At 63.6% G+C, this 15735-nt stretch carries 14 protein-coding genes; 5 read left to right on the top strand and 9 right to left on the bottom strand.

Annotated elements, in window-relative coordinates:
- Positions 1 to 2 precede the first annotated feature (2 nt).
- Positions 3 to 2141 (top strand): peroxidase family protein, encoded by a 2139-nt coding sequence (locus VGC56_RS07125; protein WP_464124192.1) that lies wholly within the window; start codon positions 3 to 5, stop codon positions 2139 to 2141.
- Between the two features lie 734 nt (positions 2142 to 2875).
- Here VGC56_RS07125 and VGC56_RS07120 read toward each other — a convergent pair.
- Complete coding sequence (locus tag VGC56_RS07120; RefSeq protein WP_464124191.1) at positions 2876 to 4369, bottom strand: DUF2779 domain-containing protein; 1494 nt, start codon at positions 4367 to 4369, stop codon at positions 2876 to 2878.
- A gap of 314 nt (positions 4370 to 4683) precedes the next feature.
- Between VGC56_RS07120 and VGC56_RS07115 the strand changes: the two genes are divergently transcribed.
- Positions 4684 to 5757 (top strand): DUF6615 family protein, encoded by a 1074-nt coding sequence (locus tag VGC56_RS07115; protein WP_464124190.1) that lies wholly within the window; start codon positions 4684 to 4686, stop codon positions 5755 to 5757.
- 351 nt (positions 5758 to 6108) lie between these two features.
- Here the strand turns inward: VGC56_RS07115 and VGC56_RS07110 are convergent, their stop codons facing one another.
- Positions 6109 to 7233, bottom strand: coding sequence for an HlyD family secretion protein (locus VGC56_RS07110; RefSeq protein ID WP_464124189.1), 1125 nt, complete (start codon positions 7231 to 7233; stop codon positions 6109 to 6111).
- 58 nt (positions 7234 to 7291) lie between these two features.
- Positions 7292 to 7900 (bottom strand): TetR/AcrR family transcriptional regulator, encoded by a 609-nt coding sequence (locus VGC56_RS07105; protein ID WP_464124188.1) that lies wholly within the window; start codon positions 7898 to 7900, stop codon positions 7292 to 7294.
- 24 nt (positions 7901 to 7924) lie between these two features.
- Between VGC56_RS07105 and VGC56_RS07100 the strand changes: the two genes are divergently transcribed.
- On the top strand, positions 7925 to 9547 hold the full coding sequence (locus tag VGC56_RS07100) for a DHA2 family efflux MFS transporter permease subunit (RefSeq protein WP_464124187.1): 1623 nt from the start codon (positions 7925 to 7927) through the stop codon (positions 9545 to 9547).
- Between the two features lie 439 nt (positions 9548 to 9986).
- Here the strand turns inward: VGC56_RS07100 and VGC56_RS07095 are convergent, their stop codons facing one another.
- The 5 genes from VGC56_RS07095 to VGC56_RS07075 form a co-directional block, all read right to left on the bottom strand.
- A complete protein-coding gene (locus VGC56_RS07095) occupies positions 9987 to 10448 on the bottom strand; it encodes a hypothetical protein (RefSeq protein WP_464124186.1) in 462 nt (153 codons plus the stop codon).
- Positions 10391 to 11671 (bottom strand): recombinase family protein, encoded by a 1281-nt coding sequence (locus VGC56_RS07090; protein WP_464124185.1) that lies wholly within the window; start codon positions 11669 to 11671, stop codon positions 10391 to 10393. The genes VGC56_RS07095 and VGC56_RS07090 overlap by 58 nt, the downstream gene beginning before the upstream one ends.
- The gene (locus VGC56_RS07085) at positions 11664 to 12134 is read right to left on the bottom strand and encodes a DUF2924 domain-containing protein (protein ID WP_464124184.1); all 471 of its coding nucleotides are present in this window, start codon (positions 12132 to 12134) and stop codon (positions 11664 to 11666) included. Before VGC56_RS07085 ends, VGC56_RS07090 begins: the two co-directional genes overlap by 8 nt.
- Complete coding sequence (locus VGC56_RS07080; protein WP_464124183.1) at positions 12131 to 12685, bottom strand: DUF3489 domain-containing protein; 555 nt, start codon at positions 12683 to 12685, stop codon at positions 12131 to 12133. The genes VGC56_RS07085 and VGC56_RS07080 overlap by 4 nt, the downstream gene beginning before the upstream one ends.
- A gap of 292 nt (positions 12686 to 12977) precedes the next feature.
- Positions 12978 to 13739, bottom strand: coding sequence for a hypothetical protein (locus tag VGC56_RS07075; protein WP_464124182.1), 762 nt, complete (start codon positions 13737 to 13739; stop codon positions 12978 to 12980).
- 21 nt (positions 13740 to 13760) lie between these two features.
- Between VGC56_RS07075 and VGC56_RS07070 the strand changes: the two genes are divergently transcribed.
- Positions 13761 to 14327 carry a DUF4337 family protein gene (locus VGC56_RS07070; protein ID WP_464124181.1) on the top strand — a complete coding sequence of 189 codons (567 nt, stop codon included), beginning with the start codon at positions 13761 to 13763 and terminating at the stop codon, positions 14325 to 14327.
- Between the two features lie 83 nt (positions 14328 to 14410).
- Positions 14411 to 14701, top strand: coding sequence for a hypothetical protein (locus VGC56_RS07065; RefSeq protein WP_464124180.1), 291 nt, complete (start codon positions 14411 to 14413; stop codon positions 14699 to 14701).
- Between the two features lie 8 nt (positions 14702 to 14709).
- Here VGC56_RS07065 and VGC56_RS07060 read toward each other — a convergent pair whose 3' ends face one another.
- A complete protein-coding gene (locus VGC56_RS07060) occupies positions 14710 to 14955 on the bottom strand; it encodes a hypothetical protein (protein ID WP_464124179.1) in 246 nt (81 codons plus the stop codon).
- Positions 14956 to 15735 lie beyond the last annotated feature (780 nt).

The following is a 15735-nucleotide window of genomic DNA, read 5'->3' as shown; positions in this document are numbered from 1 at the left end:
AGTTGAGCGAGCAGGCGGAAAGCCGCCTCCTGAACGCAATCTGCCTCATCATCGGCACCATTATGCTTTATCGCGGTATCATCGACTTCTTCCTGTTCAAAGACAACCCGTGGCGGACGCTGCTCGGGCTGATCTTCTTCGGCGGAGTGATCTCCATCTTCCTAATGTATCGCCGCCGGAAGGTCGGGTTCTGGATGTTCGCGTTCTTCGACTTCTCGGTCGGCATCGTGTTCATCTTCTTCCTGCAGGACATCTGGTATCACCACGTGCTGCCGCACGTCGCTTACGCCGCCGTGTTCGTGCCGTTCTACGGGTTGATGAGCTGGAGCGCTCCGCCGGATCCGAACGACGCCCGGGTGCCCCCGGAGCCGCGCCGGAAGCTGCTGAGCTACCTGAGCGATCCGCTGATCTCGCTCGTTCAGCGGTGGCCGGTCATCGCCCGCGTGATCGAACGGATCCCGCTGATCCAGCGCGCGATCAACCGCCTGATCATCAACGGGGTGACCTCGGCTCCCCCGCCGCGGCCCCATCCTTTCTCGCTGTGGACCCCAGGAAAGCGTGCCATCCCACGCGCCGACGGAAGGGTGCCGACCCATTCTACCTTCACCGCGTGGCCGAGCCTCGTCGACCGGTCCTTCACCGGCCGGCACCTGCCGCCGATCTCCGCGGCCCACGTTGAGGCGCTGCCGCCGATCGACGGCGTCAGCAGGCTCTTCGAGCGCCGGGCCTTCACGCCGAGCGGTAAGACGACGGTGCTGTTCTGCTTCTTCGCCCAGTGGTTCACAGACAGCTTCCTGCGCACCAGTCCGGACGACGCGCGAAAGAATACCTCCAACCACGACATAGACCTCTGCCAGATCTACGGTCTCGGCCAGGAGTCGACGCGCATGCTGAGGTCGCTGCATGCCGGGCACCTGAAGTCTCGTCGCGGCGAGCCGCTCGTGCCGGATGGGTCCCATCCCATCTACCCGCAGCGCCTGGTCGACCCCGAGACCCTGGAGGTGAAGAAGGAGTTCGCGGATATCGCCTTCGATCCCATCCAGGCGACCAGCTTCGACCGTCGAGACCCGCCGCATGGCTGCGCCGCCAACTTGCGGAAGATCTTGAAGGATATCGGCGACTGGACCCAGACCGACGACCGCTGGATTCGGCACTACGCAGCTGGCCTCGAGAGGGCGAACTCCACGCTGCTCTACTCTGCGGTGAGTACCGTCTTCCTGCGCAACCACAACCGGCTCGCCGATGGGCTGGCCGCGGAATACGAGGATCGCGCGTCGCAGGACGACGGCGACGACTGGCTGTTCGAGACGGCGCGCAACATCAATATCGTCCAGCTCCTCAAGATCATCGTCGAGGACTATATCAACCATTTGGCGGGCTCGCCGTTCAAGCTCCGCCTAGAGCAGGGCTTCGCCGACCGCTGCCGGTGGTACCGCGCGAACCGGATCTCGCTTGAGTTCAACCTGTTGTACCGGTGGCACGCGATGGTGCCCGACAGCTTCAAGCTGGACGGCAGGACGCTCACTGACCGGGAGTTCCGGTTCAACAACGCGCTGCTGGAAGAGGTCGGAGTGGAGGCCGTCATCGACGCGGCCGCGAGTCAGGCCGCCGGGCGACTCCAACTCGGGAACACCCCGGGTTTCCTGCAGCAGCCGGAGGTTCGCTCCATCGCTTTCGCGCGCCAATTCCGGCTGGCTGGGTTCAACGCGTATCGTAGGCGATGGCAGCTGCCGTCATACGAGAGCATAGATCAGCTCGCGAAAGGGGACGACGTCCTGATCGCGGAGCTGAAGGCGCTGTATGAGGACCTGCCCGCGACCCCGGACAGTCCAGCTGTGCCTGCCATTGAGCGGGTGGAGCTTCCCGTTGGTCTGCTGGTGGAGGCGCGCGGCCGCGACCAGGTGCTACCCGATCTACTCCGCAGGATGGTGGCGTCCGACGCCTTAAGCCAGGCACTGACTAATCCGCTGCTCGCCAACTACGTCTATGGCGTGGACTGCTTCACGGCCTACGGCGTCGACGAAATCGAGCGGCTCGACGGCTTCGCCGATCTGGTCAGGCTCAACCGCACTCCCGGCACACCGAGTGTGGCCGCCACGTTCAGCGCTCCGGAATTCTCTTCTTCAAGCCGTGCGGCCTGAGCGCGGGCGCGGGATGGGATCGCTGCTTTGGGTTAGAGCCGAAGTGGCTTCGATGCTGGTGCTGCCCGGTCAACGCCCTGCTGCCCGTAATCCTCAGGAAGCCGAGCCGACGCTTAGACCAACAGGCCTACCATCGCCGTCTGATCCCACTACCGCTGCGCCGGCGACACGCGCCGGCCGTCAAGAATCGCGTCGTCAGGTTTGAGCAGGAAGGCACCCGGCAGCCCCGCGCCGATTGTACTATCCCCCGTTCGCCAATGCAGCCGTCACGATATCGGCGGTCGGATGTCCCCTTTTGTAGACCGCCTTGACTGGGACGACGACAAGGCTGCGTCGCTCCAAAGCAGCCAGTCTGGCTTCCACCAACACCAGACAAGAGCAAGGGTCTGCAAAACAGCTAGCCAATCGGAGCAAGCTTGTGCCTGCTCCTCGATGCATTTATGCCGCTGCCCTCTTACGCAGCGGTGCAGCCAATTTGCGACCGGACAGATTTCAATGACTTAGCAGGAATTTGAGTCTCTGCAGGAAGTGCAGAATTGTCGCCTCATTCCCGAGGCTTGCGGACCCGCTTCTGGCCATTCGTGGCCGAGAGACGATTCGTCCGGAGGCGGCTGGCAGTTTTGGACCGGAATTCTCCGTGGGCAAATTAATGTCCCCAAACCCGCCTTGCACCATCACGCGAGCCTAGGCGCGGCCGCAGGCGCCTTGTCCATCAAGGAGGCGTGTCCTTCCCTTTAAGGACGGGGTTGCCCGCACAGGTGGCGGCAGACCACGATCATCGCCAGCGTGTCACGAGCACAGTATTCACGTAAGGCAGTTGCAATTCCTTCTCGCCGCTCGGGCAGTGTATCCGGCGAGATTGCTTCAACATAAGCGGCCTGGGCAGCATTACCGTCGCCGACAGCTAGATCATCATAGCAAAGATCCGCAGCGATAGTCGGGAGAACAGCTTTGATAGACCAGCTTCCGCGCTGGTCACGGTGATACCAGGCATCTCGAGTCACCGGCAGCAGGTCGACGACTCGGGACGCCAAATCTTCGAGAGCGCCGCGTAAATCCGGGAAGGCCTCCGCCAGCCGAATGATGCAGCTACGCTCGAACGGAGCGTTGTAGGCGACGACCGCGCCACTCGCCGGCACGAGCCGTATCAGCGCTTCAGCGCAGGGACGTCGTGGATCGCTCCCGTCAAGGCTAAGGAAGTCCACATGCGCCAAGGAGCCATCCTCCTGCTCTAAATGACACGAAAACTGGAAAGGGATCTGTTCGTACGGTCGAGTACCCACCCACCGCGGCACTGCAAACGCGATTGTTTCGAAATCGAGCCAGGCACGCGGGTACGCCCATGCAGCAACGGCGCCGCAGGCCCCCTGGACATCATGATGGGGTTCACCGGTCACTGTCGCTCGATGGACGATCACATGGACGGGGTTGGTCAATCCATCGCCGGGTACTTTGAGCAGATCCAAGATGCCTTTCTTCAGCCATGCATTCCCGCCGCCGCGAGGGAGAACGCTCACCGACCATTCAGGCCCCGGAGGCGCTTGTGCGGTGCAATGCGAATGGAACTCGCAGGTCGCGGGCTGATCGCAATGCTTTCCCATCGCGGTCGTTGGCTCAGATCCACCCAGCGTTTCCCGCGCAAACTTGATGACCTGGCCGCGAGCGTCCGAAATCGGCGCCGCCCGAGCCATCACATCGACGTCTGCGAATAAACCTTCGTGAGCACCGCCCTCAGCGAGGACGAAGGCATTGTTGACGTGTCGCACAATTGCCCCCGAGATTTCGAAGCCCGACTGCCGGAGCACCCAGAGCTGTGTGGCAACGTCAGCGATGTGCTCATCTTTTGCCGACGTCGAGCTCTTCACCTCGATCAGTCGCCACGAATCGTCCGGCTGATGCTCAAGAATGTCAGCCTGAATGAGAACTCCATCGTGGCTAATCGTCGCCTCGAAGATCGCAGCCGTCTTAGCAGCTATTAGTTCGCGGGTCTGAGCTTCGGCAGTGGCCAGACCGGTTTCAGTCACCACAAGCTTGCCCTCGAGCAGTGTGCGGGCGATAATCCCGGCATAACGGCTCTCTGCAAGACGCACGTCCGCTGCGCCATCGGCTTCGGCACGATCAGGACGATGGACGAGCAGCCAAAGTCGCCGGGGACACCGCTCGTAGGCGGCAATTCGGGACTTGGAGAGCCCGAATGACAATGCCGCACTGGGTGACGATTGCTCCACGTGCCCTCCTTACCCTATCGATGGGTCAGAAAGATATTATTCCATGGCGCCCCATGCCACCATCACTGAATTCACATCGTACATGATCCGGACGATGGCTGCGGGCAGAAAATGCAAAGCAGCAACACTTGGTCTGTTCACAGCTGCCCGGAAGGAGCCGGATCTAGGCGGTCCGCTAGCAAAGTTGGCTCGGTTTCTGCACTAGCGATCATGTACGTCGATGGGATAGACGCCACCACTCCCGGCCGCAATGGCTCGAAAGCAGAGATTGACTATCGGGCGCAGCCACCTGCCATGCTTGGATTGCAGCAAGCTTGGAAGGCAAAGAGCGCTCGGGGGAGCGTTTCAGAAAACGTCCTCTGTCACGGACGATGGGGCATTGTGTGCAAGGTCTTACTCAAGAGCAGATCTTTCTTCTGGAGCAGGCGCGCCAGGTCTGGACGGACCGAGCGATGGCCAAAGCGGCTGGGGTGCCATGGCAGGAAGAGACCATCACCGACATTTTGATCCGGAATATCCGGCTGAGCTATCCGGGCAGCATCGATGTGATTCCTTTCAGCAAGCCGCTGGAAGGAGAGAGCGGCGCCGATTGGCTGCTCTCCTTCATGAATGTGGATGAGAGCGTGTCAGCCACGATGCTAGTGCAGGCCAAGCGTTTGGACAATCGCGAGATCGAATACCCTGACATCGACCGACTGATCGGCAAGCGGCAGCCGCCCGTGCAGCAGATCGATCAGCTAATCGCTACGGCGGAAGCCCACAACATTCCTGCGCTCTACGCTTTCTATAACCATGTCGGCGATCCAGCGCGGGTGCCGCGCACGTGCGGTTCGCTCCCCCAAGGCGCGCCTGAGCATGTGCACGCATTCGGGATCAGCATTGCGGCGGCGGAGGCTGTAAAGGCGAAGCTCCCTGACAAAACCTTCGACCAACACCGATCCGATTCTATCCCATTTCATTGCCTCTTTGCAGCCGAGGTAAATCGACGCGCGGGTCCGGCGGCTCTCCGGCGGCGGTTCTCAGAGCACTTCGCGATCAGCTCGGCCTGCGGCGCCGACGTGTCAAAATCGATCCGGAGGAGCGCGTCGCCGATACCTTGGGCTTTCTCAATGGGACAAGTCCGCTGGTGTCGCGGGCGCGGAACGCGCGCTCGGCGCTCGCCGAGGGCGTGTCCCCAAGGGAATTTGGCTTACCAGAGGTCGCGGGACTGGTCGTCTTGGTCGATGGCGAGAACTCGCTCAAGGTCCGGTCACCATATGAGCCTGGACGGCGTGACTTATCATCCCCGTAGCAGTGACCCGCACGCGAATGACCGAGGTCCGCCCAGTCATGTGCGAACTCGCCTCCGAGCGGCGCTCCGCGAGATAGGACCCAGCACAAGCTTTTGAATTGTCGACCGTATTTTTCGCCCAATTTGAGTTGGGGTCGCGAGTTCGAATCATCATCTGGGGCGCCAGCCATTTCAATGACTTAGCCAGATTCATGGTCTCTCCGACAGGGCCGGAATACCGGCCACCTTTCCGTCGCTTGCAGGGGCCGTCCACGCGGCTTGTGACTGAGAGACGATTTGTCCGCACGAGAACGGCGCCTTCGCGGCCCGATTCTCCGGCGCCGAATAAGTGTCCCCAAACCGGTTTTCACGAACTTCGAAGCATCCGCTCCTGGCCGAGAGCGGACGATCCGCTTTTCGGACAGTCGACGTAGCAGCAGCCGCTGGAGGCGTACTGGCTCTGCCGGTCCTACTTGCTGAGCGATATGGACACGTCGACGGAAAGGCCGGAGCGAAGTGTCCGAAGCTCGGACTGGCCCGCGTCGATCCGGATGCGAACCGCCACGCGCTGGACGATTTTCGTGAAATTGCCCGAGCCGGGTTCGAAGGGCAGCAGCGCGAACTCGGAGCCCGAGGCTGGAGCGAAGCTTTCGACGTGGCCCCGTAGCGGCTTGCCGCCAAGCGCATCGACCGAGATCGTCGCCGCGGCGCCAACCAGCATCCGGCGGGTCTGGGTCTCCTTGAAGTTGGCAACTACGTAGAGCCCGGTGGTCGGCACGAGTGTCAGCAGACGGGAGCCCGGCTGGACATAGTCGCCGACCTGCGCCTGGCGGTTGCCGACGATACCGTCGATCGGGGCGCGGATGAGGGTGTGTCCGCGATCCTGTTGCGCAAGATCAAGCGCGGCATGCGCACGGGCTTCGGCGGCTAGTGCGCGGTCGAGCGCCGCGAGCAGCACGGGGCGCCGGGCGTGGGTGACGGCCGCCTGCTCGCTGCTGACGTCCCGGTCGGCCCGTGAACGGTCTCGTGCCGACGCGGCGCCGATCGCGACGGAGCGGACGCGTTCGGTGTCGCGGCGCGTCGCGAAGCCCTGCGCGGCGAGCGTTTCGAAGCGGGTGCGATCGGCGGCGGCGCGGGCATATTCCGCTTCGGAGCCCTGGATGCCGGTTTGCGCGGCCTCGATCTGCGCGGCGGCCAGGCGCTCGTCGGCGCTGATCCCCGATAAAGCAGCACGCGCCGCGGCCACGCCCGCCGCCGCATCGGCGACGGCTGCGTTGGCCGCATCGAGCCGCGCATCATATTCGCGGCTGTCGATACGGATCAGCGGATCGCCGGCGTGCACCGCTTGATTGTCGCGGACCGGTATTGCCGTCACGACCCCACCGACGCGCGGCGCAACGTTAGTGCTGTCCGCACGGAGATAGGCGTTGTCGGTCGACTCGCTGGTGCGCGGCGACAGCATGTAGAGAATACCGGCGAGTGCCACGGCCAGGGCAATGGCGGCCACGATCAATGGCTTGCGGCTGATCGTGAGGCGCCGCCGCGAGGAGCCGGCTGCCGGCGTAAACGTTTCTGGTGAATTCGCGGCATTCATGGCATGATCACCCGCAGCGTGAAGGGTGCGGAGGCGGGTCGGCGGCCATTGGTGCTGATCATGCAATCAGTCCGTAGCGCAGCTTGATCGCCGCCTTGCTGCGCTCGAGAATCGAGTCTGACTCGACACCGTCCGAGACAGCGCGGGAGAGCGAAAGCGCCCCCACCAGCTCGGCCAGCATCGATGCGGCTTCGCGGTCGGGTTCGGCGATGCCGAGGCCGATCAGCGCTTCGGCGATCCATCCGGTCAGCGTCGCTACACCCCGTCCGAAGCGGGCGCGCGGCTCTTCGGCCAGGCGCGGGAGATCGGACGACAATGCCGCAAGCGGGCAGCCCCGCTCGCGCGCATCGCGGTGCCGCGCTGACAGATAGAAATCGACATAGGCCAAAAGGCCCGCACGCGGATCGGTTTTGGCGAGGCTGCGATCGAAGCGGCCGTGGGCATCGTCAAACATGGCCGAGATCGCCTCGGCGATCAGTTCGTCCTTTGAAGCGAAATGGGCATAAAAGCCGCCATGCGTGAGCCCGGCTCGGGCCATGATCCCGGCGACGGCGATACTGGCCGGGCCCTTCGCGCGAATCTCGCTCGCGGCCTCCTGCAACACCCGCTGCCGCGTCTCGGACTTGTGATCGCTTGAATAACGCATGGCCTTGCCGGCTCCCTTCATATGATGCATGTAATATAAAGACCGATGAGAGGCAAGACGGCGATGGCGGGCGCAACGATGGATGATGTGCGGCCACACAGAGCGGCGCCGATCGATCCGATGGCGCTGCCCGACCGGACCAAATTCCTGATCTTCGGCGTGATGGCGTTCGGCCAGTTCATGGCGCTCATCGACATCCAGATCGTCGCCGCTTCGCTTAACGAGGTTCAGGCGGGGCTGTCGGCCGGACCCGACGAGATATCGTGGGTGCAGACATCGTATCTGATGGCCGAGCTGGTGATGATCCCGTTTGCCGCGTTTCTGGCGCAGGCCCTTTCGACACGCTGGCTTTTCGCGCTGTCGGCGGGGCTGTTCACGCTTGCCAGCACCTTGTGCGGAATGGCGTGGAGCATCGAATCGATGATCGTGTTCCGCGCCGTTCAGGGCTTCGTCGGCGGGGCGATGGTCCCGACGGTGTTCGCAACGGGGTTCGCGATGTTCTCCGGCAAGCAGCGGGCGATGATCCCGGCGATTCTCGGCATGGTATCGGTGCTGGCGCCGACTTTGGGCCCCACGGTGGGTGGCTGGATCACCGAAGGCGCGGGGTGGCGGTGGGTGTTCTTCGTCAATGTGGTGCCGGGCGCGGTGGTCACGGTGCTGGCGCTTACGGTGATCCGCGTCGATCGCGGCGATTTGAAGATGCTTGGGCGCATCGACTGGGTGCACCTGGCGTCGATGGCGATCTTCCTCGCGGGGCTCGAATATGTGCTGGAGGAAGGACCGAAGAACGGCTGGTTCGACGATCTTTGGATTGCGGGCGCGGCATGGGTGGCGCTGGTAGCGTTCGGGTTGTTTATCGAGCGATCGTTCCGCTCAAGCAGGCCAATCGTGAAACTGACTCCGTTTCGAAGCCCGACCTTCGCCTTTGCGTGCGTGTTCAACCTGGTGATCGGGTTCGGCATCTATGCCGGCACCTATCTGGTGCCGCTCTATCTGGGGCGCGTGCGCGGCTATAACGCGGCCGAGATCGGAACAACGGTGTTCATCGCCGGGGTGGTGCAGTTCCTGGGGGTGCCGATCGCGGCGGGATTGTCTCAGCGGATCGATCCGCGGATCATGGTCACCGCGGGGCTGAGCCTGTTTGCGGCCGGGCTCTGGCTGTTTTCATTCATGACGCCGGAATGGGGCTTCGCCGCGTTGTTCTGGCCGCAAGCGGTGCGCAGCTTTGCGATCATGCTGTGCATCGTGCCGAGCGTCGGACTGGCACTCAACGGGTGGGCCGGGCCGGAGCTGCGTTATGCGTCGGGGCTGTTCAACCTGATGCGCAATTTGGGCGGAGCGATCGGCATCGCGCTGGTGAACACCTGGCTGGGCGATCTGACGCGGCTGCATATGCTGCGGCTCGATGAGGCGATGGGCGCATCGCCGCTCGCGGCGCGTGAAGCGATCGCCGGTCTCGCGCGGCGATTCGAGGCGGTGACGCCCGATCCGGACCATGCACTTGCAATGAGCCGGGCAGTGATGGGTAACGTGCTGGTGCGCGAGGCATTGACCCTTGCCTTCAACGACGTTTTCCGGCTGATGGCCTGGCTGTTCCTCGCCGCGCTGATCTTGGTGCCGCTCTGCCGTCCCCCGAAGCAGACCGCGCGTCCGATCGAGGCGCACTGAGATCCACAAGGGCGAGCGGCCGAATAACCCCTGATCAGCCGGCCAGCCTCAAGGCAGGGTCGTGACCGTCCTGTTCGTGCAGCAGCCGGAACAGCGGCCCACGAACCGCTGAAAGCCGTGATGGCGCGCCCCCACTCGCCCAACGGCGGATACCTGCGCCCTGCTGAGCGCCAGCCGGTCAGCGACACAGGCGTCGCAGAGCGGCATTTGGCCGCGGGGACCTACCGCCGCGCTCATTTGTTCAATTCGTGTCATCGCGCCCCCGCTATGCGGCAAGCGTATCTTATCGGGCGCAAACTGCAAACGAAAACAAGTGTTTAGTGCTTCGAACAGACTGCTCCGGGATGCTCCCAACGTTCGCAGATCCCTGGAGGCGGAATGTCCGCTCCCAGGAGGCTCGCCGACACGCTCGAGCGTCTGCTCTTGGCGCAAGGCGGACCTAGCTGACCGCAGCTTGAAAACCAAATAGGCGCCGCTGCTCCGCCCAGGAAATCGGCAGTTCGCCCGTCCTGATAATCTGTCGAGCACCGAGCGACGCGGGCTGCGTCCCCTCCAGAACTGCCTGCACGATATCGGGCGCGAGGTAGGTGATCCGGGCTGCCTTCGAGAGGTAAGACTTGCGGGCATTTGCTTCCGTCCGATCCAACGGCGGCGGCTCCTCAATCAGCGCGCGGCGGGCGGCAAAGCCGCGTACCACGAGAGAGATCAGCTTCGAATTCGGCCTCCGCCGGGTGGACTGATCCGGGACAAGCACGAGCCGCGCCTCGTGACCGCGCTGGGTCAGGACCCCTGGCACAGTGAATGCATACCGCTGCTGCTGCCCCGTGGGACATTCCGAGCCGATCAGCCTCGCGGGGACGTAAGTGCCAACGAGGCGATCAGCCTCGATCGCCACCTCCACATCGATTTCCTCGAGCAGACTGCGAAGCTCAGAGAACTCCATGACCGGCACGCGCTCTCCAACCGCGCGCATCGCACCGTCGCCGGGAAGATTTCCGCGTCGACCCCCGCCGTCTCGAGATCGTGCCCCAGCTTGCCGGCGTCGTTGAGCAGTTCGGCCACGGCTTGCCGGATCAGTGTCTCCACCTCACCGGCGGGCAATCGCAGCCCCTTTGCTTCACCGGTTCCCGGTGCCGAGATGTAGTACCGATATCGCCTGGCCCCCTTCGTCGAGTGCGATGCGACCATCGGCCTGCCATCACCATCGCGGATACGACCAGCAAGAAGGCTGGGCTCCGCCGCATTGGTGCCAAGGCGCCGCTTCGCGCCGTTCTCGGCGAGTAGCGCCTGCACCTCCTCCCACCTCGCCTCGGGCATCAGCTGCTCGTGCTGGCCGGGATAGACGGCCTTATGATGCCGTACCTTTCCAGCGTAGACCGGGTTTTTCAGAAGGCAGTAGAGAGGGCCGCGGACGAATGGGCCCCCTCCCCTCTTGGTGCCGTCCCGCATCGTCTGAACCTTAGTGCGAACGCCCTCGGCGTTCAGAGCGGTCATCAGCTCCCGCACGGAGCGAAGTTCCAGATAGCGGCGGAAGATATGCCGGACGGTCTCGGCTTCCGCTTCGTTGACGACGAGCTTTCGATCGACAACGTCGTATCCGAGCGGCACCGTCCCACCCATCCACATGCCCTTTCGGCGGGAGGCGGCGACCTTGTCCCGCACCCGTTCACTGATCACCTCTCGTTCGAACTGGGCGAAGCTCAGCAACACATTGAGGGTAAGCCGGCCCATGCTGGTGGTGGTATTGAACGACTGGGTGATGCTGACGAAGCTGGCGCCGGCGGCGTCGAGGATGTCCACGATCTTCGAGAAATCGGACAGCGCCCGCGTCAGGCGATCGACCTTATAGACGACGATCACATTGACCTTGCCGGACTTCACATCAGCCAGCAGCCGCTGGAGGCCCGGCCGATCCATATTGCCGCCCGAGAAGCCGCCATCGTCATAATAATCGGGAAGCAGGGTCCAGCCTTCGTGCCTCTGGCTCAGCACATAGGCGGCGCAGGCCTCGCGCTGCGCGTCGAGGCTGTTGAACTCCTGATCGAGCCCCTCCTCAGTAGACTTGCGCGTGTAGATTGCACAGCGGGTGGCGCCGGAGTGGCGCGGCTTTTCGTCTCTAGCCATCCGCCAGCTCCGGGGCCTTGCGAGCGCCATTCTGTCCCTGCCGAAGCCCGAAGAACCGAGGACCGGACCAGCGGGCTCCGGTGATCTCATTTGCGATCTCGCTCAGCGATCCGTAGCGGCGGTCCCGGTAGCGGTAGCCCTCGTCGAGGATCAGCACGTGGTGCTGCTCCTGCTTCCATTCGCGCACAAGCACCGTTCCCGGCTTCGTGGTTGCGCATGCCTCTGTCAGCACCTCTCCCGTTCTCTCGAACTGGCGCTGGAGGCGTTCAATCTCGCGGCGGGTGGCGGTGGGCAGCTTCCCGTAGACGCGCTCCTGCAGGCGGTAGGCGATGCCGCGGGCAAGGAGGTCCGGCGCGAACGGCGGAGGTGCTCCCCGATAAACCCGCTGCCACTTATCGCGCAGCTGCGCCGGCGACATCGTCGCCAGCGCAGCCAGTTCCTCCTCTAGCGTGATCGCCATCATGCCGGCCGCTCCGCGTGGTAGCGGCCGACGCCCTCAACCTTCTCGCGGCTGAACTCGAACCCGCGCTTCTTCAGACCCGTAAGCGCCGCCCGCGTCGTGTGGGGGAGCCACCCGGTGGCTTCGACAATCTGTTGTATCGACGCGCCTTCGTCCCGTTCCAGCATCTCCACCAGCAGCGCCACCTTCGTGCCGGGCCTGATTTCGCCCGCCTTGCGCGCAGTATCGCCGCGAGTAGGCAGGGACGGAAAGGTCGGCGTCCCATTCGTCGCCTCGTCCTCTAGGCCTTCGCCACCGTCGAGGGCGCCGCGACCCGCTGCGGTGATCGCTGCGCCGAGGCGGCGGTCGCCCTCCTCGCGCCAGCTCGGCACCTGCGCTGCGACCTCACCCTCGGCGACATAGCCGCGCTCGATCAGACCTTCGATGCCCTTGCGGATGCGGCTTGCGCCGCCCTTCAGCGACTCAGCGACGGGGAAGAGATTGCCGTCCTCGCGCTGGCTGGCGGTGCTCAGCAGCACGAGCTGCATGTCGGTAAGTTTGGGTTTCTTGGCCATGGTGGGCGTCCTCTTGCGAGAGGCCGCGGAATTGCCGCCTCCCACCACCCACAGCCCCGCCGGATATCCGGCCGGGCGGCAGCCGCGTCAGATCAGCGGCTGCGATTCACAGGAGCACCAATGCTTCCGCGGACTCCGAAGTCCAATGGAATAAGCAGATCCCCAATTCCATTCTTCGGTGCCGAGTTACCGCGCCGTCCAAGAGGCAGGGACCAGCCGGGAGGCTCGTCCGCTAGCGCTCTCATGGCCTGGCCGACCTTCTGAAATAGAAGCGTCAGACCGATGCTGAGAATTAGGAGAGGATATTCACGGCCCTTGCCGCCACCAGCGCGATTGTTAGCAGGGAGATCGCCGACTCCACCATCATCAAGGCCTTGGCGCGTTGCGTCATCGGCATCGTGTCGGTTGGAGAAAATGCCGTGGCGTTCGTGTAGGCGAGGAACACGTAGTCGACGAAGCCGGGAGACCACTCCTCGCCCTCAGCTTTCGTCGCGGTTTGCGGGAACAGGAAGTCGGGGTCCGAGCGCCGCGTGACGCTGCGTGCAGCCGGTCCGCCGCTGTCGAGGTTCCAGAACCAGAGGGCGAAGGCGAGGACGTTAATTGCCCAGATGTCGAGCGCGTCGAGAAGCAGGGGCTTGCCCGCGCTCGCCGCGTGTCCCGAGAGGAGCGCCGAGACCAGCATTGCGAGCGAGACGAAGTTCATGAGAGAGATGATGGCGGTAAGCAGCACTGCGAGGCGGCGGATCATCCGCCGCCTCGAGGCGATAACATGCCAATGCTCGTCGGTAGAGGCACGCACCACCTTGTCCTGTGCCCACGCAGTCGCGACCGAGAGGGGCAGCAGCAACGCCGCCTCAAGGGCCGGCGCGAACCAGCGCGGCCCGATAGTCAGCCGGTTCACCAGAAGCAGCTGGAGCCCGATGATGAGGACGACCGAGGTTCGCGCGAGCCAGAAGTCCAGCGCATGCGTGTGGATCGCCCGCAATTCTTTGCTCATGTCCGGCCTTTCCGCTCGCCCGGCCGGAACCTTCACGGCATAGCCGCGGCGGCGCAAGGATGTTTCGGAGAGTTAGCCGTGGAGGAAGAGTTCGAGGTAAAGGGGCGTCACGAGCACGCGCTCGAGCACGCCTCTGAGCATGGCGTGCCACTGGCGCAGAAAGTGGCCGTCTTTTCCGCTGTTCTTGCAACCTTCGGCGCGGTGATCAGCTTCCTCGCCGGCCACACTCAGAACGAAGCGCTGTACCACAAGAACGAAGCCGTTCTCCTGAAGGCGAAGGCATCCGATACCTGGGCTTACTACCAAGCGGAGAGCGGCAAACAGCACCTGGCGGCGCTCGCAGCCGAACTCGTGCCGGCCGCGCGCAAGAAGGACTTCCAGGGGCAGGTCGGCAAATACGCAGCGAAGAAGGCGGACCTTCAGCGGCGGGCCGAGAAGCTCGACGCCGGGTCGGAAGATGCAAACAAGGAGGCGGAGCGGGCTCTCTCGCCGCACAACAAGCTCGCGATGGCGATGACCTTCATCCAGATCGCTATCGCCCTGGCATCGATCGCGGCCTTAACCCGGCGCACTTGGCTGCTCGCCGGCGCCGGTGTGGGAGCAGTTCTGGGAGCAGCATTCGCAGCCCTGGCATTCCTGGTTTGACACGCAGGCCGGTCGTTCGGTCGGCGTTCAGGACGGTAACCCCAGGACTTTTCGCCGAGGATTGATCGCTATCGCGAGTGGCAGTGGAGCCAGCCGTGGGAGGCGAAGGGCTTCTACTCTGTGATCACCGTCTCGATGGCCATTGGCATCGCAATCGACTGTCGCCGATCGATCCGATCAAGGCCCTCTTCTGGAGCGCGGTCATCAACGGCGTAGTCGCCGTGCCTATCATGGCCGCGATGATGCTCGTCATCTCCCGGCAGCAGACGATGGGCCGCTTCACCGGCCAGAAGCTTCTGGTGAGCCTTGGCTGGTGCGCGACAGCCATCATAGCAGCGGCGGCTGTCGCCATGTTCGCATTCTGGGGCAGTTGAGGCGGCAGCTACTGGGCAGTGATACCCCTCGACACGAGATTGGTCGGGTCCAGGCCCTCCTTTTTCAGATAGTCGTAGAGGGCGAGACACAGCCGCTGAGCTACGATTTCCGGGAGTACGACCCTTGCTGCCTGCACGAGCTGGCGTGGCGCCGAAGATGGCTCACCAGGCTTTAGGATTGCAAACTCGATTCGCAACGTTCCGTTGATGTGCTCGAGTTGCGTCACCGCGTCCGCGAAGATGTCGGTCGCCAACGGGTTTCGGAGGACACGACCGCGATTTTGGACCGTCTCGCGCACCGGGCGCACTTGGCCGCCGGCTGCCGTCGCAGCGGGTTTTGCGGGAGCATCCGTTCCCATGACCTTTGTTGATCTCCACCCCGCAAGATAGCTCCCGCGAAACGCAGGCTCCGCAGAGGGGAGGAGTGCACTCTCCTGGGCGACGTCGCCAATGAACCTTTATTTATCTCAACGAGAATCCTCCTGGGCCTCTCGATGTCTGGCACGGGACGGAGCGCCTGCAGTGCCGCCTCAGCCGCGACGGAGCGGCCACCAAGGTCCCGTCTCCTACCCCCCGGCGGCGCGGGAGTCGCCGCCTCTGCCGCTCCCGCGCTTAGTCTCCACTACAGCGCGAACGAGCAGACACAAGGTCGTCGGCAGGCAGAGCCAAAGCAGTGCGTCGATCGCCGTATATTCATTGCGGACATCCACATCGTTTGCCCACCAGAGCACAGCGGTGGTCAGTGCAAACAGCACAATCGTCTTCCACAGGCCCGACATTCGCGACTCCCCTTCCGTTCCGGCGAAGGCGCTTGGAGGAACGGCTGCCAGGGTTCGTCGGATCCCAGGCCATATTCGCTGCGCCGACTAGGACGTGGTTCCACTGATGGCGAGCCGACCGGCCTCCGCTTCTCATCCTCCGTCCAGAGAAAAGCCTTTTAGGTGCCGGTCACCGATTCAGGGAGTCGCTCGTGCGCTGGCGTCGCTTGGCAGGGCCGACCTGCGCCGTCTTTCTCGTCACCGGCTCGGCCTTCG

Source organism: Allosphingosinicella sp., from assembly GCF_036403745.1.
In the GTDB taxonomy this organism is placed as follows: Bacteria; Pseudomonadota; Alphaproteobacteria; order Sphingomonadales; family Sphingomonadaceae; genus Allosphingosinicella.
Note: the sequence above shows the minus strand (reverse complement) of the source record. Positions and strands in the feature narration are given on the sequence as shown.

Coding starts and splice junctions, on each gene's coding strand:
- VGC56_RS07110 (WP_464124189.1), bottom strand. CDS start 7,233: ATGAATGCCGCGAATTCACCAGAAACGTTTACGCCGGCAGCCGGCTCC.
- VGC56_RS07105 (WP_464124188.1), bottom strand. CDS start 7,900: ATGAAGGGAGCCGGCAAGGCCATGCGTTATTCAAGCGATCACAAGTCC.
- VGC56_RS07100 (WP_464124187.1), top strand. CDS start 7,925: ATGAGAGGCAAGACGGCGATGGCGGGCGCAACGATGGATGATGTGCGG.
- VGC56_RS07090 (WP_464124185.1), bottom strand. CDS start 11,671: ATGGCTAGAGACGAAAAGCCGCGCCACTCCGGCGCCACCCGCTGTGCA.
- VGC56_RS07085 (WP_464124184.1), bottom strand. CDS start 12,134: ATGATGGCGATCACGCTAGAGGAGGAACTGGCTGCGCTGGCGACGATG.
- VGC56_RS07080 (WP_464124183.1), bottom strand. CDS start 12,685: ATGGCCAAGAAACCCAAACTTACCGACATGCAGCTCGTGCTGCTGAGC.